The organism is Saccharopolyspora antimicrobica, from assembly GCF_003635025.1.
Classification (GTDB): Bacteria; Actinomycetota; Actinomycetes; order Mycobacteriales; family Pseudonocardiaceae; genus Saccharopolyspora; species Saccharopolyspora antimicrobica.
On the sequence record NZ_RBXX01000002.1, the window covers coordinates 3,719,803 to 3,739,445 of the forward strand.

Sequence of the window (19,643 nt, forward strand, 5' to 3'; positions counted from 1 at the left end):
TCCCGGGTCGCCGGGTGTCGGCGGGTCGAGCTGACCACGACCTATCGACGTCGAGGAGGTGCCCTTGCTCGCGTTCGTCGTCGTGCACCTGCTGGTGGCTCTGGCACTCCCGTTCCTGGCCCGGCGCAGCACCCGAGCCGCATTCCTGACCGCAGCCGTTCCACCGGCTGCGGCTCTGCTCTGGGTGTTGGCGCAGGCCGGACCGGTGCTGTCCGGGCAGACGATCAGCGAGACCGTCGAGTGGGCACCCCTGATAGGCCTGCAGTTCGCCTTCCGGCTGGACGCGCTGGCGCTGCTGATGACCATCCTGGTCGCCGGCCTCGGCGCCGTGGTGCTGGTCTACGCCGACTCCTACTTCAGCCGCGGTGGCGGTGACGCCCGGCGCTCGGCCCCGCTGCTGCTGGCCTTCGCCGGGGCGATGCTCGGGCTGGTCTTCGCCGACGACCTGATCACCGTCTACGTCTTCTGGGAACTGACGACGATCTGCTCGTTCCTGCTGGTCGGGCAGGCCGGGCTCAGCCGCGAATCGCGCCGCTCGGCGCTGCAGGCGCTGATGATCACCAGCCTGGGCGGGCTGGTGATGCTGCTCGGCTTCGTGGTGCTCGGCGAGACCGCGGGCACCTACCGGATCTCCGAGCTGGCCGCGAACCCGCCGGGCGGCGCCGCGGCGGTGGTCGCCGCGCTGCTGATCCTGGTCGGCGCGTTCACCAAGTCCGCGCAGATCCCGTTCCACAACTGGCTGCCCGCGGCGATGGTCGCGCCGACGCCGATCAGCGCCTACCTGCACGCCGCATCGATGGTCAAGGCCGGTGTGTTCCTGGTGGCGCGGCTCGCGCCGGTGTTCACCGACGTGCCGGAGTGGAAGCTGGCGGCCATCGCCTTCGGCCTGGTCACGATGCTGGTCGGCGGCTGGCGAGCGCTGCACGAGTACGACCTGAAGAAGCTGCTGGCCTACGGCACCGTCAGCCAGCTCGGCTTCCTGATGGTGCTGTTCGGCGCGGGCACCCACACCGGCGCGATGGCCGGTGCCGCGATGCTGCTCGCGCACGGCATGTTCAAGGCCACGCTGTTCCTGGTCGTCGGCATCATCGACCACCAGGCGGGCACCCGCGACATCCGCAAGCTCTCCGGGCTGGGCCGCGAGCTGCCGTGGCTGGCGGTGGTCGCCACCCTCGGCGTGGCCTCGATGGCCGGGCTCCCGCCGATGCTCGGCTTCATCGGCAAGGAGGCGGCGTTCAGCGCCTTCCTCACCGGCGGTCGACCGGACCTGCTGGTGGACGCGGTGCTGGTGCTCGGCTCGATGCTGACCGTCGCCTACAGCCTGCGGATGCTGTGGGGCGCCTTCGCCGACAAGCCGGAGCTGCCGCGGACCAAGGCCAAGAAGCCCAGCGCGGAGGCGCTGATCCCGGCCGGGCTGCCCGCGCTGGCGGGCATCGTGCTGGGCATCGGCTACCCGGTCGCCGACAAGCTGGCCGGCTCCTACGCCGAGGTCTTCGCGCCGGTCGCCGACCCGTACCACCTGGCGCTCTGGCACGGCTTCAACCTACCGCTGCTGCTGTCCGCCCTCGCCGTCACCGGCGGTGTCGCGCTGCACCTGGGCCGGGTCCAGCTGACGGCGGCGCGCAAGAAGCTGCCGCGGCCGCTGGACGCGCAGCGTGGTTACGAGCGGATCATGGCGCTGCTGGAGCGGGTGGCGGTCGGCGTCACCGGCCGCCTGCAGGTCGGTTCGCTGCCGACCTACCTCGGCATCATCCTGCTGACGATGCTGGCGATCCCGGGCTCGGCGCTCCTGGTGCGGGCCGCGGTGCCGGACGATCTGCGGGCCTACGACAACCTCCTGCAGGTGCCGCTGGCCCTCGTGGTGATCGTCGCGGCGATCGCGGTGCTGCGCTCGCGCCGGCGGCTGACCGCGGTGCTGCTGGTCGGCGTCGTCGGCTACGGCATCGGTGGGCTGTTCATCGTGGACGGCGGCCCCGACCTGGCGCTGGCCCAGTTCCTGGTGGAGACGCTGACGCTGGTGGCGTTCGTGTTCGTGCTGCGGCGGCTGCCGGTGCGCTTCACCCAGTCCGACACCGCGAAGGCCTGGCAGGCGCCCAAGGCGGTCATCGCGATCGCCGCCGGGACCTTCATCTCGCTGGCCGCGGTGATCTTCAGCAGCGCGCGCCAGGCCCCGCCGGAGGCCAGCGCGGCGTTCATCGCCAACGCGGAGAAGGGCGCGGGCGCGACCAACGTGGTCAACGCGATCATCGTCGACTTCCGCGCCTTCGACACCGTCGGCGAGATCGCGGTGCTGGCGATCGCCGCGACCGGGGTGGCCAGCCTGATCCTGGCCTCCCGCCACGAACGCCGGAAGCGCAGCACGCGAGTACCGCCGATATCGGTGAAGACGCCGGTCAAGCAGCAGGAGGAGGTGCGCGAATGACGACGACGCCGATGAAGCGTCCGTCCTGGACGACCTGGGACGCGCCCACCGAACGGTGGCTGCTGTCCGGCTTCTGCCGGGACGGCAAGCAGCGCACCGTGCTGCTCGAGCTCGCCGCCCGCATCATCTTCCCGACCGTCCTGGTGCTGTCCATCTACCTGCTGTTCGCCGGGCACGACCGGGCGGGCGGCGGGTTCAGCGGCGGCCTGGTCGCCGGGCAGGCGTTCGTGCTGCGCTACCTCGCCGGTGGCCGGATGGACGACAGCGCGATCGTCTCGATGCGGCCGCCGGTGCTGATCGGCATGGGCCTGACCATCGCCACCACCTCGGCGTTCCTGCCGCTGCTGTTCGGCGGCGAGCTGCTGGAGACGGCGATCTACAAGTTCACCGTGCCACCGCTCGGCGAGATCAAGTTCGTCACCAGCGTGCTGCTCGACAGCGGGGTGTACCTGCTGATCGTGGGCGTGGTGCTGGACCTGCTGCGCACCTTGGGCTCGGCCATCGAGGCCGACGTCGACGCGGCGGAGCGGGGGCAGCGATGACGATCAACCTGACCATGGCGGTGGTGCTCGCCGTCCTGTACTCGGTCGGCTTCTACCTGCTGATGCAGCGCTCGCTGATGCGGATCCTGCTCGGCATCGTGATCCTCGGGCACGGCTCGAACCTGCTGCTGCAGACCGCGGGCGGCCCGCCGGCCGGCGCCGCGATGATCGGCACCACCGATCCGGCGCAGATGGCCGACCCGCTGCCGCAGGCGATGGCGCTCACCGCGATCGTGATCACCTTCGCGCTGACCACGTTCCTGCTGGCGCTGGCCTACCGCTCGTGGACGCTGCTCGGCCACGACGAGGTCCGCGACGACCTGGAGGACCGGCGCATCCAGCGGCTGGAGCGCCGGCTGTCCGAGTCCGAGGAGGACGGCGCCGAGGAGCTGGAGAAGACCGGAGGAGTGGGAACGGAGCGGTGATGTCGAGCAAGCGGCGTCAGCCGCTTTCAACCACCTTCGCAACTTGCACCGCCGCGGGTTCTCAGCGTTCGCCTGGCGAGGACAGCTCCGACGCCGTGTATCGGTCATACATCAGGAGGAGATCCCGCAGTCAGGCGGGCGCTGAGGTTCCGCTACCTGCACCGCTACGCAAACCAGCCCGTGTAGGAAAAAAGGAGGCCACCCAGTGACCGTTCTCGTGGCCCTGCCCGTGCTGCTGCCCCTGCTCGCCGCCGGCTTGTCGCTGGCGCTGGGGCGCTTCGCGGACATCCAGCGCGCGCTCGGGCTGCTGGTGCTCGGCGCGATCATCGTGGACGCGGCGGTGCTGCTCTACGTCGCCGACCGGTTCGGGCCGGTGGTGCTGCAGATGGGCGCCTGGCCCGCGCCGTTCGGCATCACGCTGGTCGCCGACCGGCTCTCCGCGCTGCTGCTGATGATCTCCTCGGTGGTGACCTTCGCGGTGCTGATCTACTCGATCGGCCAGCGCATCACCGACTACGGCCGGGAGCGCTCCAGCACCACGTTCCACCCGATGTACCTGATGCTGTGCGCGGGCGTCTCGCTGGCCTACCTCACCGGCGACCTGTTCAACCTGTTCGTCGCCTTCGAGATCATGCTCAGCTCGTCGTACGTGCTGATCACCCGGCGCACCACCGCCACCCGCGTCCGCGCGGGCATGACCTACGTGATCGTCAGCCTGGCGTCCTCGCTGCTGTTCATCACGATGATCGCGCTGGTCTACGCCTCGACGGGCACGGTGAACCTGGCCGACCTGGGCGAGAAGGTGCACCAGCTGCCGGACGGGCTGCAGATCGCGCTGGCGCTGCTGGTGGTGATCGTCTTCGGCGTGAAAGCGGCCATGGTGCCGCTGCACTTCTGGCTGCCGGACAGCTACCCGACGGCGCCCGCGCCGGTCACCGCGGTGTTCGCCGGGCTGCTCACCAAGGTCGGCATCTACGCGCTGATCCGCACCCAGACGCTGGTGTTCAGCCATTCCGAGAGCTGGAACCTGATGCTCGGCATCGCGCTGATCACCATGGTCGTCGGCGCGCTGGGCGCGCTGGCCCAGAACGACCTGAACCGGCTGCTGTCCTTCCTGCTGGTCAGCCACATCGGCTACATGCTGTTCGGGCTCGGCGTCTACGACGTGGTCGGCCTGACCGGCGTGATCCTCTACGTCGTGCACCACATCACCGTGCAGGCCGCGCTGTTCCTGGTCAGCGGTCTGATCACGCGGCACACCGGCACCGTGGCGCTGACCCGGATGGGCGGCCTGGCCAAGGCCGCGCCGATGATCGCGGTGCTGTTCGCGCTGCCCGCGCTGACGCTGGCCGGGGTGCCGCCGTTCTCCGGTTTCGTGGCCAAGCTGGCGCTGCTGCAGGCCGGTGTCGGTGCCGGGACCTGGACGGCCTACGCGGTCACCGGCGGCCTGGTGCTGACCAGCCTGCTCACCCTCTACGCCATGGCGCGGGTGTGGACGCGGGCGTTCTGGGGGCAGGTCAAAGCTCCTGAGCAGGACCCCGACCCGACCGATGAGCTGGTGGTCGGCACCGCCACCTCGAACCGCCCGATGGTGGTGGCCAGCGGGGTGCTGGTGGCGACCAGCGTGGTGATCGCGCTGGTGGCGGGCCCGCTGGCGGAGGTCAGCGGGCGGGCCGCGGAGGACCTGATGCACGGCGAGACCTACCGGAGCGCGGTGTTGGGAGGTGCCGTCGAATGACCGAGCGGATCACCCGTCGCGGCGGGCTGCTGCGGCGGTTGCCGATGGTGGCCTGGCTGACCCTGGTCTGGGTGATGCTGTGGGGCACCTTCGACCTGGGCACGCTGTTCTTCGGCCTGGTGGTGGCGGTGTTCGTGTCGACGCTGTTCCCGAACCCGGCCATCCGCACCAACATCGCGGTGCGCCCGCTGCGGGTGCTGCAGCTAGCCGGCTACCTGGCCTGGGACCTGGTGATCTCCACCGCGCGGGTCTCCTGGCAGGCGGTCACCCAGGGCCCGAACGCGCCCGCCGGGATCGTGGCGGTGACGCTGCGGACCGACTCCGACCACATCACCGCGATGGTGGCCAACGCGCTGTCGCTGGCCCCTGGCAAGTTCGTGCTGCAGATCGACCGGGCCCACCGGATCTGCTACGTCTACTCGCTCGGCATGCGCGCCGCCGACGCCGAGTCGGTGCGCCAGGAGGTGCTCGCCCTGGAACGCCGGGTGGTGCGCGCGGTCGGCTCGGCGGCGGAGCTGGCCCTGGTCAACGGAACGGAGGGGCGCTCATGACATCCCTTGTGCCAACCGGAGTCCTGCCTCACCGCACCTCAGTGGACCGTGATGCAACCCAGCCACGAGAAGCCGCGAAACGCGAGTTCGATCCTGGGCGTAACCACCACTGAAGATCGCGGAGGGGCGGGACAGCGTTCTGCCTCACCGCACCTCAGGGGACCGTGATGCAACCCAGCCACGAGAAACCCTCAAAACGCAAGATCACTCCCGAACGTAACCACCACTGAAAATCCCGGAGAGGCGGGACAGTATGACCTGGGTCTTCATCGTGACCGTCGGCCTGCTGAGCGTGGCCGGGCTGCTGGTCCTGGTGCGGCTGATCCTCGGCCGCACCACGCTGGACCGGATCGTGGCGGTCGACGTGTTCGTCACCGTGATCATCGCCGGGACGTGCGCGGGCATGGGCTGGTTGCAGGACGGCTCGAACATCGCGCTGCTGGCCGCCTTCGCGCTGCTGGCGTTCATCGGGTCGGTCAGCGCTGCCCGGCTGGTCGAGAAGAAGGAGCCGTACCGATGAGCCTGCTGGACGTCTTCTCCGCGGTCTGCCTCATCGGCGGCGCGCTGTCCTGCCTGCTCGGGGCCATCGGCCTGCTGAGCTTCCCGGACGTGCTGGCCCGCCTGCAGGCCGCCACCAAGCCGCAGACGCTGGGGCTGATGCTGATCCTGATCGGCACCGCCGTGCAGCTGGACTTCATCTACGCGTCAGGCCTGATCCTGGTGGCGCTGTTCCAGATGCTCACCGCGCCGGTGATGGCGCAGCTGGTGGGCCGGGCGGCCTACCGCGCGGACAGCATCCGCCGGGAGACGCTGGTGGTGGACGAGCTCGGGGACCGGATCGAACGGGAGCGCCGGGACCGCTGATCCGATCCGGCACATCTCGCACGCGACCGGTCACAGTGCGCGCCGACTATGATCAAATGGTCCTGTACGGGTGACCACGAAAGTGTCGGTAGTCCGACGCGGCTGCAGAAGGATGTGGAGCCATCATGTGGCGGACCGGCCGCGTTCTCGCTGGCCTCGCGATCGCGTTGTCCCTGTTCCTGGTCCCTCCGGCGGCCGTCGCCGAGGAGGTCGCCGCACCGCCGACGACCGTCGTGGTCGCGCAGGAGCCGCCGCCCGCACCGCCCGCCGAGCAGCCGCCCGCGGACGCCGGCACCGATGCGCGCCAGCGCATGGGGATCGGCATCGCCGGTTTCGTGCTGATCGGCGCGGTGCTGCTGTCGCGCCGCCTCCGCAAGAAGCCGGTCTTGTTTGTCAAGTGGAAAAAGTAGTAAACCACCCGGAAACCGGCCGACCGGTCTGTTCTTAGCGGAATAATTTCGCTGTCAATTCTCGCCATGGACTAGACCTGACGGCGAACCTGTGGGATTTTCACAACTGACTACGTGCGTAGGCGCAAGGCCCACGAGGTGACAGCAGTCCCTGACGTGCGTAGATCGGGGCGAACGCCCCCCACGAACGTGGGCCGGCACCGGGAAGCCCCCCGACCGGTGCCGGCCCACACCCTTCCCGCCGGCCCCTCGGCCCCTGCGGCGGACCTCCTCCGAGCGGTTGTTGAACGCGAAATCAATGTGCGCTGAAAACAATTCTTCGGCCGGGCTGAAACGGCGCCACCCGTTCGTCGCAGTGTGCGTACCGGTCAGCTAGACGTTCCGCATCGGCGCGGTGTCGCTGTTCCGGATGATGCAGGATGGGCGCCAAATGAGTACTGCGCCCGCCCCGCACCGCGATCATGACCGTTCCGCCACCGCGCGCTGCCGCGCCTCGGTGCGACGCCACGAGCGCGAGCTGGTCGAGCTCTCCCGCAGCATCCACGCCGAACCGGAACTCGCCTTCGCCGAGCACCGCAGCGCGGCCAAGGTCGCCGACCTGCTCGCCCGGCACGGCTTCGAGGTCCGCACCCCGGTGGCCGGCCTGGACACCGCGCTGGTCGCCGAGCGCGGCAGCGGCGAGCTGGTGGTGGCCATCTGCGCCGAGTACGACGCGCTGCCGGAGGTCGGTCACGCCTGCGGCCACAACGTCATCGCCGCGGCCGCGGTCGGCGCCGCGCTGGCGCTCGCCGACGTCGCCGACGAGCTGGGCATCACGGTCCGGCTGATCGGCACTCCGGCGGAGGAGACCGGCGGCGGCAAGGTGCTGATGCTGCAGCGCGGCGTGTTCGACGACGTGGCGATGGCGATGATGGTGCACCCCGGTCCGGAGGACATCTGCCGCCCGGTCTCGCTGGCCATCACCGACCTGGAGGTGCGCTACACCGGCCGCGAGGCGCACGCCGCCTCGGCTCCCCAGCTGGGCCTCAACGCGGCCGACGCGCTGACCGTCGCGCAGGTCGCCATCGGCCTGCTGCGCCAGCACGTCGAGCCGCAGCAGATGGTGCACGGTATCGTCACCGCAGGTGGCGCGGCGCCGAACATCGTTCCCGCGCACACCGCGGCGGTCTACAACTTGCGCGCTGCCGAAGCGCGGTCCCTGGAGCGCCTGGAGAACCGCATCCGGGCCTGCTTCGAGGCGGGCGCGACGGCGACCGGGTGCACGCACGAAGTCGTGCAGATCTCCCCGGTCTACGCGGAGTTGGACCCCGACAGCTGGTTGTCGGAGGCCTACCGCCGCGCGATCACCGAGCTCGGGCGGGAACCGCTCGACCGAGGTGCCGAGCAGAGCCGGGTCATCGGCAGCACCGACATGGGCAACGTGACCCGGGCCCTGCCCGCGATCCACCCGATGATCGCGATCGACTGCGGCGGCGCGGTCAACCACCAGGTGGAGTTCGCCGCGGCCTGCGCGACCCCGACCGCCGACCGGGCGGTGCTGGACGGGGCGCTGGCAATGGCCTGGACGGCGGTGGCCGCCGCCGCGGACAGCGCGCAGCGGGAACGCCTGCTGGCGGCCGTGCGCGCTCGGAGTTCGTCGGAAGAGTTCTGCACACCGGTCGGCGGCGCGCACCGCGGGCCGGGTGCGGGTGCCCAGCAGGACGCCGGGGGCGTGGCGTGAGCGGTGCTGCCGCTTGCCGCTCGTGCCGCGCACCGGGTCCGGACGCCCCGCAAGACACTGGAGGAATGGCGTGACCGTGGTGGATTCTCGTGGCTCAGACCCGGGACGGCCCTCGAACAGCGGTTCGGCGGTGGAGGAGGCGGGCTGGCCCGCGGCGGCGCAGGGCACGCTCCTCGCGCCGGACGTGGACGGGCCGTCCGCGCCGATCGGCAGCACCATGTCGGGCGTGGACACCAGTGTCGGGGCCGTGGCGGACCTGGGCGCCGGTCGCGGGCCGTCCTGGCTTGACTCCTGGTTGGCCGAGAACGCCCAGCGGGTGGTGGCCTGGCGGCGGCACATCCACGCCTACCCCGAACTCTCCCGCGCCGAGCACGAGACCACGGCCTTCCTCGCCGAGCAGCTCACCAGAGCGGGCCTGAAGCCGCAGGTGCTGCCGGTGGGCACCGGTCTGGTCTGCGACATCGGCGAGCACCGGCCCGGCGGCCGCACCGTGGCGCTGCGCGCGGACATCGACGCGCTGCCGCTGACCGAGGCCACCGGGCTCCCGTACGCCTCCACTGTGGACGGAGTGGCGCACGCCTGCGGCCACGACGCGCACACCACGGTCGCGCTGGGCGCCGCGCTGGCGCTGGCCTCCGCGCCGGAACTGCCCGGCCGGGTGCGGCTGATCCTCCAGCCCGCCGAAGAGGTGATGCCGGGCGGTGCGCTGGACGTGCTGGCCGCCGGCGCCCTCGACGGGGTGGACCGGATCTTCGGGCTGCACTGCGATCCGCGGCTGCCGGTCGGGCAGATCGGCACCCGCGTCGGTGCCATCACCTCGGCCAGCGACCTGCTGGAGCTCCGCATGACCTCGCCCGGCGGGCACACCTCGCGCCCGCACCTGACCGCGGACCTGGTGCACGCGCTGGGCACCGTCATCACCGGCCTGCCGACGTTGCTGTCGCGCCGCGTCGACCCGCGCACCGGCACCGTCCTGACCTGGGGCGCGGTGCACGCCGGCGAAGCGCCGAACGCCATCCCGCAGGACGGGGTGCTCACCGGCACGCTGCGCACCGGCGACCGCGACACCTGGGCGAAGCTGGAGCCGCTGGTGCACGAGCTGGTGCACAGCCTGCTGGCGCCGCTCGGCGTCGGGTTCGACCTCCAGCACCGGCGCGGCGTGCCGCCGGTGGTCAACGACCAGGAGAGCACCGAGCTGTTCCGGGCGGGCATCGAAGCCGCCCTCGGCGAAGAAGCCCTGGCGAGCACCCCGCAGTCCTCGGGTGGCGAGGACTTCGGCTGGTACCTGGAGCACGTGCCGGGCTCGTTCGCGCGCCTGGGCGTGCACTCGGGATCGGGCCGGGTCAAGGACCTGCACCAGCCGACGTTCGCGCTGGACGAGCGGGCCCTGCTGGTCGGCGTCCGGGCGATGGTCCACACGGCCCTGCGCACCCTCCGGAGCTGACGCCGCGGAGTCCCACCTGATCGAGGTGTATCCACTCGCGGCTGTATCTGCGGGCGGGGTTCGCGCCTCTGTATGGGTATGAGAACGAACATCATCTGCCCTGGAGAACGAACCCCGAACGCAGTCGTGGAGTGGCCGCCCTCAGCCAGGCACGGCGCGATGACCTGCCTGGACGCCGAACGGCTGCTGGGCCCGGAAGAGCTCGCGGCGGGCCTGGCCGCCGGTGAGTGGGTGCAGCCCTGGCACGGCGTGGTGGTCCCGGCGGCCCGCGCCGGCGATCCGGTGACCCGTGCGGCCGCCGCGCTGCTGCGGGCCGGGCCGTACTCGGTGCTGTCCGGCCCGACGGCGGTGGCGATGCACGGCTGCGGCCCGGTCGACGAGGTCGTGGACGTGACGATCCCCTACGGCCGCGAGGTGCGCTCGCAGCCGGATCTGACGATCCACCAGGCGTGGGTCCGGGAGTGCGACGTCGTGGAGCTGGACGGCCTGCGCACCCAGGCCCTGGACGTCGCGATCACCGATCTGCTGTGCACCGGCGATCAGCGCCAGGCCCTGGACTGCCTGGAACAGGCGCTCGGCCGGCTCGGCGAGGGAGCCGAGCGCTTCCGCGCGCTGGTCGCCGAGCGGATCGCCCGCCGCCGGGACCGCCGTGGCACCCGGCGGGCGGGCGCGCTGCTCGGGCTGGCCTGGGCCAAGCCGCGTCCCGCGCTGGCCGCCGGGATCGGAGGTGCGCGGTGAGGACTTCAGCGCTGGAACCAGGCGGCGGCCTGAGCCGCTTCCCGCGCGGCGATGAAGCGTGCGTACGCGTCGTCGTAGGTGGCTCGGTTGGCTTCGATGGGCTGCAGCGGCTCGGACGTCCCGACCAGTTCGCGGGCGACCTCGGTGAGGCTGCGGCCGGTCAGCAGGGACTGCGCGGTCACGGTCGCGCCGCGGGCACCGGCCTGCTCATCGGTGGTGCGCACGACCGGCAACCCGGTCACGTCCGCGATCACCTGGCGCCACAGCCGGTTCGCCGAACCACCGCCGGTGAGCCGGAGCTCGGTGGGCTGCGCGGCGCTGGCCCGCAGGCAGTCCCGGATCGCCATGGCCAGCCCCTCCAGGCAGGCCCGCGCGATCTCGGCCGGACCGTGCTCCAGGCTCAGCCCGTGCAGGCTGCCGCGCGCGGCCGGGTCGTAGAACGGCGCGCGCTCACCGGCCAGCGAGAGGTAGGGCAGCATCAGCAGGCCCTTGCTGCCGGGTTCGGCCTGCTCGGCGAGGTCGGTGAGGTCTTCGGGGTTGGGCAGGCCGAGCATCCGGCAGGTCCACTCCACGACCTCGGTGCCCGACAGGGTGGCGCTGGCGAGCATCCACCGGCCCGGCTCCGGAGTGCGCAGCGACATGCCGACCGGGGTGCGGTCGAGCCGCGGGCTGTCGCTGATCACCTCGGTGCAGATCGTGGTGCCCAGGATCGTGCAGGCCTGGCCGGGTTCGGTGACACCGGCGCCGATGGCCGTGGAGATCACGTCGTACGCGCCGAGCACCACCGGTGTGCCCGCCGGAACGCCGAGCCGCTCGGCCGCGGCGTCGCGCAGCGGTGCGATCCGCTGCTGGCCGTCCACCACGTCGGGCAGCAGCGGCTGCGCCCAGTCCAGCCCGAGCTCGGCGAGCACGGTGGGGGCGTACTGACCGGTCCGCGCGTCGAGGAACGGGTTCGAGGCTTCGGAAACGTCCCAGGCGAGGCGTCCGGTCAGGCAGTGGAACAGCCAGCCGCCGCAGGTCAGCACCTTCGCGGACCGCTCGATCCGGGCTGGGTCGTGCTCGGCGAGCCAGCGCAGCTGCGCGTGCGGCAGGCCGCCGAACCCGACCGATCCGTTGATCTTGAACAGCTCGGCGAGCACCCCGGAATCGGCCCAGTCGGCGGCGATCCCGGAGGCGCGGGCGTCGTTCCAGAGCAGCGCGGGTCCGGTCGGCTGGCCAGCGTCGTCGACCAGCCAGCAGCCGTCGCCCTGCGCGGTGAGCGCGAGCGCCGCGACGTCGGATCCGGCGGCGGCGGTGAGCTCGGCGACGGTGTCGGCGACCGCGCTCCACACCTCCTGCATGTCCTGCTCGGCCCAGCCGGGCCGGGGGTGCTCGACCCGGGTCGGGCGGCGGGCGACCGCCAGCTCGGTCCCGTCCGCCGCGTAGGCGACGCTCTTCACCACCGAGGTGCCGGCGTCGATGCCGATGGTGATCACGGGCGTTCCCTCCAGATCCCGCCTGCCGGGTCGGCCGGTGCGCGACCCGAGAACATCACAGCATTGAGTGTTAAAAATTTCAAGATAAGTGTTATATTTGCGATGGGATGTGACACCACGATCCCGGTAGTGGACCACCACCGGAAGGACGCGCCGTGCCGCCTGAACCCACCACCGGCCGCATCGACCTCGTGCTGCTCGACGTCGGCGGCCCGGTCTACGACGACCGCGCCTACCGCGACGCGCTGCTGCGCGCCACGCGCGAACTCGCCGCCGAGGACGGCCGCGGGGAGGTCGGCGAAGCGGAGTTCCAGCAGGTCTACGACGAGCGCAGGCAGGCGCAGGGCGGCTCGCTGCGGACCGCGGTCGCCGAGCGGTTCCTGACCGCGGGCGACCGCCAGCGGCTGTCCGACCGCGCCGAGCAGTACTGGGAGTACCCGCCGTCGGCGCTGCACGAGGACGTGCTGCCGACGCTCCGCAGGCTCGCCGGGCGCTACAAGATCGCGATCGTGGCGAACCAGCGCGCGGTGGTCGTGGACGCCCTGCGCCGGGACGGCGTGTCCGACTTCGTGGACATCTGGGCGATCTCCGAGGTCGTCGGGGCGGAGAAGCCGGACCCGCGGATCTTCCAGCACGCGCTGCGCGAAGCCGGCGTCGATCCGGCGAACGCGGTGCACGTCGGCAACCGGCTGGACACCGATGTGCGCGGTGCCAAGCGGGTCGGCCTGCGAACGGTGTGGGTGGTGCGCGGCGAGGCCCCGCCGGAGCCGACGCCCGAGCAGCTCGCCGAGCCGGACATCGCGGTGCTCTCGATGGCCGAGCTGCCGGAAGCGCTGGAGAAGCTGCAGGCCGCTGGGTGACCAGCGGTTCACGCGCCGGGGAGGGGTGCTGATGGGAGAGCTCGTCGCAGGAGTGGACATCGCGACCGCGAACGTGCGGGTGCAGATCCACGACCAGGCCGGTTCGGTGGTGGCGTCGGCTTCCCGGCCGCTGCCGCAGCCGGTGCGCTCGCCGGGTGGCCGTTCCGAGCAGGACGCGAGCACGTGGTGGCCCGCGGTCCGGGACTGCCTGGCGGAGTGCACGACCGCGCTGGGTGCGCGCAGCGCGGAGATCACCTCGCTGGCGATCTCGGCGACCTCGGGCACCGTGGTCCCGGTCGACGGCAACGGTGACCCGCTCGGCGCGGCGCTGATGTACGACGACCGGCGCGCCGAGGCCGAGGCCCGTACCGCGGTCGAGGTCGGCGCGGCGCGCTGGGAGCGGACCGGCATCACCCCGTCGGCCGGATCGGGCCTGGCCAGGATCGCCTGGCTGGCGCGCCACCTCCCGGCGGGCACCGAGCTGGTCTGCCACACCCCGGACGTCATCGCCCGGAAGCTGGTCGGGCGCCCGGTGGCGACCGACACCAGCCACGCGCTGAAGAGCGGTTACGACGCGGTGGCCGGGGAATGGGCCACCGAGGTCTTCGACGCGCTGGAGGTGCCGTCCCGGCTGCTCCCGGAGGTCGTGCGGCCGACGGTGGTCCTGGGAGCGGTCGACGCGTCGGCCGCGGCGGAGACGGGCCTGCCCGCGGGCTGCGAGGTGCGGGCCGGGATGACCGACGGGTGCGCGGGCCAGTTGGCGTGCGGTGCCGTCGACATCGGCCAGTTCGTGACCGTCCTGGGCACGACGCTGGTCCTCAAGGGCGTGTCGAAGGAGCTCGTGCACGACCCGGCCGGGGCCGTGTACAGCCACCTGCACCCGGACGGCGTGTGGCTGCCCGGTGGTGCGGCCAACATCGGCGGCTCCGCGTTGTCCGATGTGGACACCGCGGAGCTGGCGGAACTGGACCGCGCGGCCACCGAACGCGGCCCGGCGAGCGTGGTGAACTACCCGCTGCGCGGTGAGGGCGAGCGGTTCCCGTTCCTGGCCGAGCGGGCCACCCGGTTCGTCATCGGCACGCCGCAGGACCGGGTGGACGAGTACCGCTCCCGCCTCGAAGGCGTCGCCTTCTGCGAGCGCCTCGCGCTGGAACGCCTGGCCGAGATCGGCGCCCCGGCGGCAGGCCCGGTGCGCACCGCAGGCGGCGGTGCCCGGAGCCTCGCCTGGTGCCGGATCAGAGCATCGGTGCTGGACCGCCCGGTCTTGCGCGTCCAAGGCGCGGGCACGGCGCTCGGCGCGGCACTGCTGGCGGCCAGCGGTTCGATCCACCCGGACCTGAGCGCCGCGGCGGCAGCGATGGTGCCCGAGGGCGAACTGGTCGAACCGGTGCGCTCGGAGGTGTCCCGACTGGACAGCAGCTATCAGCGCTTCCTCGGCGAACTCCGCACCCGGGGCTGGCTCGCAGCAGCCTGATCAGGAGCCGCCGAGGGCTTCGGCGACGCTGAGGCTGTCTTCGTAGACGGCATACCGGGTGATCAAGCCGTTCCCGAAGGTCAGGTGCAGCGCGCACAGCGCGGTGTACGACCGGCCGGTGGCCCGCACCGTCTGCCGGATGTCGCCGAGCACGACCGCGTCCTGGCCCTCGACGAGGACCCGGGACGCCGATCCCGCTGCTTTCTCTGGCACGTGGAAGTCGGCGATCGCGCGGAAGTGCTCGGCGACCTCCGCCCGGGTCGAGCGCGGCCGGATCCACGGCACCGCCGGGTGGCCGCCGCTCGGCCAGTCCAGCACCCAGTCGACCTCCTCGGCGAACAGGTCGGCGATCCGGTCCGGGTCACCTCCGGCGAGCCTGCGGAGGAACTCCTCCGCGCCTGCGCGGGTGCTCCCGCCCGCGGCGGGCACGGTGAACTGGTGCTCGGACCGGATGCGCCCGTCCGCTCCGAGCATCGCGCAGACGCGGCCGGTCCAGGTGATGTCGCCGCCGTCGGCCGGGACCAGGTGCGTGGTGAAGACGACCGCGCCGTGGTGCCCGGTCACGTCGTCGGCGGGCCGGAAGACCAGCCCCGAGCCGCGCACGAACTCGGCGTGGGCTTCGGAGATGCGGGCTTCGAGCTCGTCGTGACCCCGGTGCTCGGCCGACTCGGTGATCTGGACGCCGTCCGCTGCCCACAGGGCCGCGATGGCGCTGCGCCGCGCCACCGGATCGGCTTCGTTCCACACCGCGACGTACCGGTCCGCGAACTGCTCGATGTCGATGTTCATGGGCGGACGCTAATCAGTCCTCCCTGCCACCTCCTGTCAGTGGATCACGGCAGACTTCACCCGTGCGCGCGAGCCGCCTGCTGACGATCCTCCTGCTGCTGCAGACCAGGGGGCGGATGACCGCGCAGGAGCTGGCCGGCGAACTCGAGGTGTCGGTGCGGACCGTCTACCGCGACGTGGAATCCCTGAGCGAGGCGGGAATCCCGCTGTGCGGCGAGCCGGGGCACCAGGGCGGCTACCGGCTGCTCGACGGTTTCCGCACCCGGCTGACCGGGCTGACCACCGGTGAAGCGGAATCGCTGTTCCTGACCGGGTTGCCCGCGGCCGCCGCCGAGCTCGGGCTGGGCGAGGTCGTGACCGCGGCCCACCTCAAGCTCATGGCGGCACTGCCCGCGGATCTGCGGGCCCGGTCCGGGCGGCTCGCCGACCGGTTCCACCTGGACACTCCGGCTTGGTACGACGACGCCGACCGCACACCGCACCTCACCGCCGTCGCCGACGCCGTGTGGAACGACCGCACCGTCCGGATGAGATACCTGCGCTGGGCCGAGCCGCACGAGACGAGCCGCACCGTGCAGCCGTACGGGCTGGTTCTCAAGGCCGGTCACTGGTACCTGGTGGCGGGTTCCGGCGAGCGGATCCGCACGTACCGCGTTTCCCGGATCGTCGATCTGCACGTCCTCGACGAGCGCTTCACCCGGCCCGCCGGATTCGACCTGGCCGATCACTGGAAGTCCTACCTGGAGCGCTTCGACTCCCGGCGCCACAGCGGCGAAGCGGTCGTCAAGCTCTCGCCGCGGGCCTTCGACCGCCTGCCCCACCTGGTGGAGCCGATGGTGGTGCGAGCAGCGCGGAGAACCGCCGGAGCCCCCGACGAGCGAGGCTGGATCCGGGTGACGGTCCCGATCGAATCCGTCGACCAGGCGCTCCCGGAGTTCCTCAAGCTCGGTGCCGACGCCGAAGTCCTCGCGCCGGTGGAACTGCGCGACCGGATCACCGCGACGCTGGGCGAGCTGACCCGCTTGTACGGCACGGGTTGAGCCAGGTCAGTGCCCGGCCACCTCCAGCACCACACCCGCCGACCGCAGCTCGTCGAGCAGTCGAGCCGGCGTGCCCGCGTCCACCACGACCAGGTCGAACTCGGTCAGCGGGGCCAGCTCGTGCACCGCGCGCCGGTCGAACTTGGAGTGGTCCAGCAGCAGCACCCGCTTGCCGGTGGTCTCCATCAGCGCCCGCTTGACCTGGATCGTCTCCTGCGAGCGGTGCAGGCAGTGCCCGCCGACCACCGCGGTGGTCGACATGAACAGCACGTCCGAGCGCATGGTGCGGGCGGTGGTGGCGGTGTGCAGCCCGAGGAAGGCGTCGTAGGACGGCTGGTAGTCGCCGCCGAGCCCGATCAGGTGCAGGCCGGGCTCGCCGCTGAGCAGGTTGATCACCGACAGGAAGTTCGTCACGACGGTCAGCGGGGCCAGCGCGGGCAACCGCTCGGCGACCGCGAGCGCGCTGGTGCTGTCGTCCAGGGCCACGACCTGGCCGGGGGTCACGAGCCGCGCGGCGTGCTCGGCGATGCGCGCCTTCTCCTCGGCGGCGTCGGCGATCCTGGCCCGCACCGATGTCTCCAGCAGCGCGGTCGGCGTCGAGGTCGCCCCGCCCCGGACCTTGCGCAGCCAGCCCTGCTGCTCCAGCACGTCCAGATCGCGGTGGATCGTCATGCCGCTGACGCCGTGCGCGGCGGCGAGCTCCTCGATGCGCACGAACCCGCTGGCCAGCACCGCCTGGCGGATCTCCTCGCGCCGGTCCTGCTGGCTGACCGGTGTGCCGCCTGCCTCGGCCACGCCGAAACCCCTCACCTCAGGGCCCGCCGGCCGCGGTTCCCACCCGGCACGCGGCGAGCAACCACGTGTGCAATCGAAGTGATTGTCACACGTGCGGCGTGATGTTCGGGTCAGATGTCACGCGGAGAGCCGGGCCCGACGTTGTGGCAGGGCCGCGTCCGCAGCTTCTCGACGTAGTCCTCGGGAGCTCCGGCGGCTTCGGCGGCATCGGCCATCACGCCGAGGTAGCGCGCCGACGGCAGCCCGCCCTCGTAGGCGTCGAGCACGTACAGCCAGGCCAGCACCGGCCCGTCCAGCGTCTGCACCCGCAGCCGGAGCTTCTTGTGCATGCCCAGCTCGGCGCCCTCCCAGTTGTCGAGCTGCCGCTCGTCCTCCGGGCTGACGTCGTAGAGCACCGTGAAGACCTGCTCCCCGGGGTGTTCGACGATGGTGGCGAGAGCGCCTTCCCAGCCGTAGTCCTCGCCGCCGAAGGTCAACCGCCAGTCCATCAGCCAGCCCGAACCCGCCAGCGGCGAATGCGGCGCTCGCTTCAACATCTGGGCCGGATCCATGTTGGACCCGTACGCGGCGTACAGAGGCACGCCCAACAGGGTAGCGATCGACAGCCCGCGCGGCGGAGCGGACCGCGTCACAAAAGTGGGTACTCGCGACCGTCTTCGGCCGTCCCGTCCGGTTTGCGCGGTCCCGGCCGGGATCTTCCGGGGCGACGCGGCAGCGGCGAGCGATCAGAATGGGAGTGACCCAGCACGGCGGTGACCCTCGGTCGTCACCGCGCTGTGGGGTGCGCCACGGTGGTCAATTCGGGCGACACCACCCGAATTGACCGGACTACGCGCAGCGTACGGTGAGTCTGGCGCCCACACGGCAGGCATCGGGAGGAACGCGAAGTGACCCGCATCGTGATCATGGGAGGCGGCCCGGCTGGCTACGAGGCAGCACTGGTCGCCGCGTCGAACGGGGCGGACGTCACGCTGGTCGAGCCGGAGGGCCTCGGTGGGGCTTGCGTGCTCTACGACTGCGTGCCGTCGAAGACCTTCATCGCCTCCGCGGGCGCGCGCTCGGCGTACCGGGACGCCCGCGAGCTCGGCATCCGCGCGAAGACCGAGGACTCCGACGTCGACGTGGCCGTCGTGCACGGCCGGGTGAAGGGCCTCGCGCTCGCGCAGTCCGCTGACATCCGCTCCCGGGTCCGCCGCGAAGGTGTGAAGATCCTGCCCGGTCGGGCGCGCTTCACCAACCCGGCCAAGGGCATGGCGGTGCACCAGGTCGGCGTCGACCTCGCCGACGGCACCCATCAGGAGCTGACCGCCGACGTGGTGCTGATCGCCACCGGCGCCACGCCGCGGGTCCTCAAGGGCGCCGAGCCGGACGGGGAGCGCATCCTCACCTGGCGGCAGCTCTTCGACCTGCCCGAACTGCCCGAGCACCTGGCGGTGATCGGCTCCGGCGTCACCGGTGTGGAGTTCGCCTCCGCCTACACCGAGATGGGCGTCAAGGTCACCATGATCTCCAGCCGCGACCGGGTGCTGCCGCACGAGGACGCCGACGCGGCCGCGGTGCTGGAAGAGGTGTTCGCCGAGCGCGGCACCGAGGTCGTCAAGCACGCCCGCGCGGAGAAGGTGGAGCGCACCGACACCGGGGTGCTGATCCACCTGGCCGACGGCCGCCAGGTCGAGGCCAGCCACGCGCTGATGACGGTGGGTTCGGTCCCCAACACCGAGGACATCGGGCTGGAGCGGATCGGCGTCGAGACCGACCGCGGCGGCTACATCCCGGTCGACCGGGTGTCGCGGACCTGCGTGCCGGGGGTCTACGCGGCCGGCGACTGCACCGGTCTGCTGCTGCTGGCCTCGGTGGCGGGCATGCAGGGCCGGATCGCGATGTGGCACGCCCTCGGCGAGGGCGTCACGCCGATCAAGCTCAAGACCGTCGCCGCGAACGTCTTCACGCACCCGGAGATCGCCACCGTCGGCATCAGCCAGCAGGCCATCGACAGCGGCGAGGTGCCCGCGCGGACCGTGATGATGCCGCTGGCCACGAACCCGCGCGCGAAGATGGAGGGTCTGCGCCGCGGTTTCCTCAAGGTCTTCTGCCGCCCGCAGACCGGCGTGGTGGTGGGCGGTGTCGTGGTGTCGCCGAACGCCAGCGAGCTGATCCTGCCGATCGCGCTCGCGGTGCAGAACCAGGTGACGGTGGACAACCTGGCCAACACGTTCTCGGTGTACCCGTCGCTGTCGGGCTCGCTGACCGAGGCCGGCCGGCTGCTGATGCGGCACGACGACCTGGACTGACCCGCCCTTCCCCGGCAGGCAGGAGCGGTCGTGACACCCCTTGTGCCAACCCGAGTCCTGCTCAA

The 19,643-nt window shown here is 71.8% G+C and carries 19 protein-coding genes; 15 read left to right on the forward strand and 4 right to left on the reverse strand.

Annotated elements, in window-relative coordinates; genetic code table 11:
* Positions 1-64: 64 nt before the first annotated feature.
* The 11 genes from mbhE (at position 65) to ATL45_RS18235 (ending at position 10,854) form a co-directional block, all read left to right on the forward strand.
* Positions 65-2,422, forward strand: a complete 2,358-nt coding sequence (gene mbhE / locus ATL45_RS18185) for a hydrogen gas-evolving membrane-bound hydrogenase subunit E (protein WP_093157216.1) — start codon at positions 65-67, stop codon at positions 2,420-2,422.
* Entirely contained in the window at positions 2,419-2,964 is a 546-nt protein-coding gene (locus ATL45_RS18190; RefSeq protein WP_246025415.1) for an MnhB domain-containing protein, read from the forward strand. The genes mbhE and ATL45_RS18190 overlap by 4 nt, the downstream gene beginning before the upstream one ends.
* Positions 2,961-3,389: a Na(+)/H(+) antiporter subunit C gene (locus ATL45_RS18195; RefSeq protein ID WP_093157215.1), complete on the forward strand. Its 429-nt coding sequence runs from the start codon at positions 2,961-2,963 to the stop codon at positions 3,387-3,389. Before ATL45_RS18190 ends, ATL45_RS18195 begins: the two co-directional genes overlap by 4 nt.
* A 205-nt stretch (positions 3,390-3,594) precedes the next feature.
* Positions 3,595-5,127 carry a Na+/H+ antiporter subunit D gene (locus tag ATL45_RS18200; protein WP_093157213.1) on the forward strand — a complete coding sequence of 511 codons (1,533 nt, stop codon included), beginning with the start codon at positions 3,595-3,597 and terminating at the stop codon, positions 5,125-5,127.
* Complete coding sequence (locus ATL45_RS18205; protein WP_093157212.1) at positions 5,124-5,678, forward strand: Na+/H+ antiporter subunit E; 555 nt, start codon at positions 5,124-5,126, stop codon at positions 5,676-5,678. Before ATL45_RS18200 ends, ATL45_RS18205 begins: the two co-directional genes overlap by 4 nt.
* Positions 5,679-5,931: 253 nt before the next feature.
* On the forward strand, positions 5,932-6,198 hold the full coding sequence (locus ATL45_RS18210; RefSeq protein ID WP_093157210.1) for an MrpF/PhaF family protein: 267 nt from the start codon (positions 5,932-5,934) through the stop codon (positions 6,196-6,198).
* Positions 6,195-6,542, forward strand: coding sequence for a monovalent cation/H(+) antiporter subunit G (gene mnhG / locus ATL45_RS18215; RefSeq protein ID WP_093157209.1), 348 nt, complete (start codon positions 6,195-6,197; stop codon positions 6,540-6,542). Before ATL45_RS18210 ends, mnhG begins: the two co-directional genes overlap by 4 nt.
* Positions 6,543-6,667: 125 nt before the next feature.
* Positions 6,668-6,952 (forward strand): hypothetical protein, encoded by a 285-nt coding sequence (locus tag ATL45_RS18220; protein ID WP_093157207.1) that lies wholly within the window; start codon positions 6,668-6,670, stop codon positions 6,950-6,952.
* A gap of 430 nt (positions 6,953-7,382) precedes the next feature.
* Positions 7,383-8,672, forward strand: coding sequence for a M20 family metallopeptidase (locus ATL45_RS18225; protein WP_093157206.1), 1,290 nt, complete (start codon positions 7,383-7,385; stop codon positions 8,670-8,672).
* Positions 8,673-8,889: 217 nt separating this feature from the next.
* Positions 8,890-10,116 (forward strand): M20 family metallopeptidase, encoded by a 1,227-nt coding sequence (locus tag ATL45_RS18230; RefSeq protein ID WP_246025842.1) that lies wholly within the window; start codon positions 8,890-8,892, stop codon positions 10,114-10,116.
* Between the two features lie 159 nt (positions 10,117-10,275).
* Positions 10,276-10,854 carry a hypothetical protein gene (locus tag ATL45_RS18235; protein WP_093157203.1) on the forward strand — a complete coding sequence of 193 codons (579 nt, stop codon included), beginning with the start codon at positions 10,276-10,278 and terminating at the stop codon, positions 10,852-10,854.
* A gap of 5 nt (positions 10,855-10,859) precedes the next feature.
* Here the strand turns inward: ATL45_RS18235 and ATL45_RS18240 are convergent, their stop codons facing one another.
* Positions 10,860-12,329: an FGGY-family carbohydrate kinase gene (locus ATL45_RS18240; protein ID WP_093157201.1), complete on the reverse strand. Its 1,470-nt coding sequence runs from the start codon at positions 12,327-12,329 to the stop codon at positions 10,860-10,862.
* Between the two features lie 155 nt (positions 12,330-12,484).
* Between ATL45_RS18240 and ATL45_RS18245 the strand changes: the two genes are divergently transcribed.
* Together ATL45_RS18245 and ATL45_RS18250 are read left to right on the forward strand one after the other, a co-directional pair.
* A complete protein-coding gene (locus ATL45_RS18245; protein WP_093157200.1) occupies positions 12,485-13,189 on the forward strand; it encodes an HAD family hydrolase in 705 nt (234 codons plus the stop codon).
* A 31-nt stretch (positions 13,190-13,220) separates the two neighbouring features.
* Positions 13,221-14,663, forward strand: a complete 1,443-nt coding sequence (locus ATL45_RS18250) for an FGGY-family carbohydrate kinase (RefSeq protein ID WP_093157198.1) — start codon at positions 13,221-13,223, stop codon at positions 14,661-14,663.
* Here ATL45_RS18250 and ATL45_RS18255 read toward each other — a convergent pair whose 3' ends face one another.
* Positions 14,664-15,452 (reverse strand): nuclear transport factor 2 family protein, encoded by a 789-nt coding sequence (locus ATL45_RS18255; RefSeq protein ID WP_093157197.1) that lies wholly within the window; start codon positions 15,450-15,452, stop codon positions 14,664-14,666.
* 62 nt (positions 15,453-15,514) lie between these two features.
* On the opposite strand from ATL45_RS18255, the gene ATL45_RS18260 reads away from it, so the two are divergent.
* Complete coding sequence (locus ATL45_RS18260) at positions 15,515-16,492, forward strand: helix-turn-helix transcriptional regulator (RefSeq protein ID WP_093157195.1); 978 nt, start codon at positions 15,515-15,517, stop codon at positions 16,490-16,492.
* A gap of 6 nt (positions 16,493-16,498) precedes the next feature.
* Here ATL45_RS18260 and ATL45_RS18265 read toward each other — a convergent pair whose 3' ends face one another.
* Both ATL45_RS18265 and ATL45_RS18270 read right to left on the reverse strand, forming a co-directional pair.
* Positions 16,499-17,287: a DeoR/GlpR family DNA-binding transcription regulator gene (locus ATL45_RS18265; RefSeq protein ID WP_093157194.1), complete on the reverse strand. Its 789-nt coding sequence runs from the start codon at positions 17,285-17,287 to the stop codon at positions 16,499-16,501.
* Positions 17,288-17,397: 110 nt separating this feature from the next.
* On the reverse strand, positions 17,398-17,868 hold the full coding sequence (locus ATL45_RS18270; protein ID WP_093157360.1) for a gamma-glutamylcyclotransferase family protein: 471 nt from the start codon (positions 17,866-17,868) through the stop codon (positions 17,398-17,400).
* A gap of 306 nt (positions 17,869-18,174) precedes the next feature.
* Between ATL45_RS18270 and ATL45_RS18275 the strand changes: the two genes are divergently transcribed.
* Complete coding sequence (locus ATL45_RS18275) at positions 18,175-19,578, forward strand: NAD(P)H-quinone dehydrogenase (RefSeq protein ID WP_093157192.1); 1,404 nt, start codon at positions 18,175-18,177, stop codon at positions 19,576-19,578.
* The last annotated feature ends 65 nt before the right edge of the window (positions 19,579-19,643 follow it).

Bases quoted from the DNA above. Each gene is read 5' to 3' on its own strand.
- ATL45_RS18220 (WP_093157207.1), top strand. From the start codon at position 6,668: ATGTGGCGGACCGGCCGCGTTCTCGCTGGCCTCGCGATCGCGTTGTCC.
- ATL45_RS18230 (WP_246025842.1), top strand. From the start codon at position 8,890: ATGTCGGGCGTGGACACCAGTGTCGGGGCCGTGGCGGACCTGGGCGCC.
- ATL45_RS18255 (WP_093157197.1), bottom strand. From the start codon at position 15,452: ATGAACATCGACATCGAGCAGTTCGCGGACCGGTACGTCGCGGTGTGG.
- ATL45_RS18250 (WP_093157198.1), top strand. From the start codon at position 13,221: ATGGGAGAGCTCGTCGCAGGAGTGGACATCGCGACCGCGAACGTGCGG.
- ATL45_RS18235 (WP_093157203.1), top strand. From the start codon at position 10,276: ATGACCTGCCTGGACGCCGAACGGCTGCTGGGCCCGGAAGAGCTCGCG.
- ATL45_RS18205 (WP_093157212.1), top strand. From the start codon at position 5,124: ATGACCGAGCGGATCACCCGTCGCGGCGGGCTGCTGCGGCGGTTGCCG.
- ATL45_RS18195 (WP_093157215.1), top strand. From the start codon at position 2,961: ATGACGATCAACCTGACCATGGCGGTGGTGCTCGCCGTCCTGTACTCG.
- ATL45_RS18210 (WP_093157210.1), top strand. From the start codon at position 5,932: ATGACCTGGGTCTTCATCGTGACCGTCGGCCTGCTGAGCGTGGCCGGG.
- mnhG (WP_093157209.1), top strand. From the start codon at position 6,195: ATGAGCCTGCTGGACGTCTTCTCCGCGGTCTGCCTCATCGGCGGCGCG.
- ATL45_RS18190 (WP_246025415.1), top strand. From the start codon at position 2,419: ATGACGACGACGCCGATGAAGCGTCCGTCCTGGACGACCTGGGACGCG.
- ATL45_RS18225 (WP_093157206.1), top strand. From the start codon at position 7,383: ATGAGTACTGCGCCCGCCCCGCACCGCGATCATGACCGTTCCGCCACC.